Genomic DNA, 482 nt, shown 5'->3' with positions numbered 1-482 from the left:
TACCTGCACGGTGCCGAGCGCGATGTCGTGCAGCAGGCGCTTGCGGTTGGTAAAAAGGGCCGCGAGCAGGATGAAGGGTGTCAACACTGAATTGAGGATCCAGAAGATCACCAGATGCGCGATCGCCGTCGGAAAATCGATCCGCAAGCCGTCGTCCCGGACCATCATCACATCCATGACTCGCATGCCCAGGCTCGCCTGCGCCGACGAGGAGAGCGTCAGCCCGAAATAAAGGCCGGCTATGATGAAGAACAATACCGGATAGARATAGAAGCCGAGCCCCAGCGTCAGCACGCCGATGAAGAATACCGCCACCGCAGCCGGGATCATCAGGAAGGCCACGATCATATAATCGATGACGAAGGCCAGCATGCGCCGGGTGAGAAGTCCGTCGAGAAGATAGTGATCGAGCGCGCGATCATCGTCATAGATATTTGCCATCTGTTCCGCCTTTCGGGACAAGCACGTGGGCCAGATGTGGG

1 protein-coding gene is annotated in these 482 nt (G+C 57.8%); it reads right to left on the bottom strand.

Annotated elements, in window-relative coordinates; all coding sequences use genetic code 11:
• Positions 1-441 (bottom strand): RDD family protein (locus tag AC1D0P_RS28850; protein ID WP_477679867.1); only part of this gene is annotated, 441 nt, incomplete at its 3' end.
• Positions 442-482: the final 41 nt, after the last annotated feature.

The organism is Polaromonas sp. P1_G2, assembly GCF_056405515.1.
The sequence above is the reverse complement of the archived record's forward strand: the minus strand, read 5'-3'. Positions and strand labels throughout refer to the sequence as shown.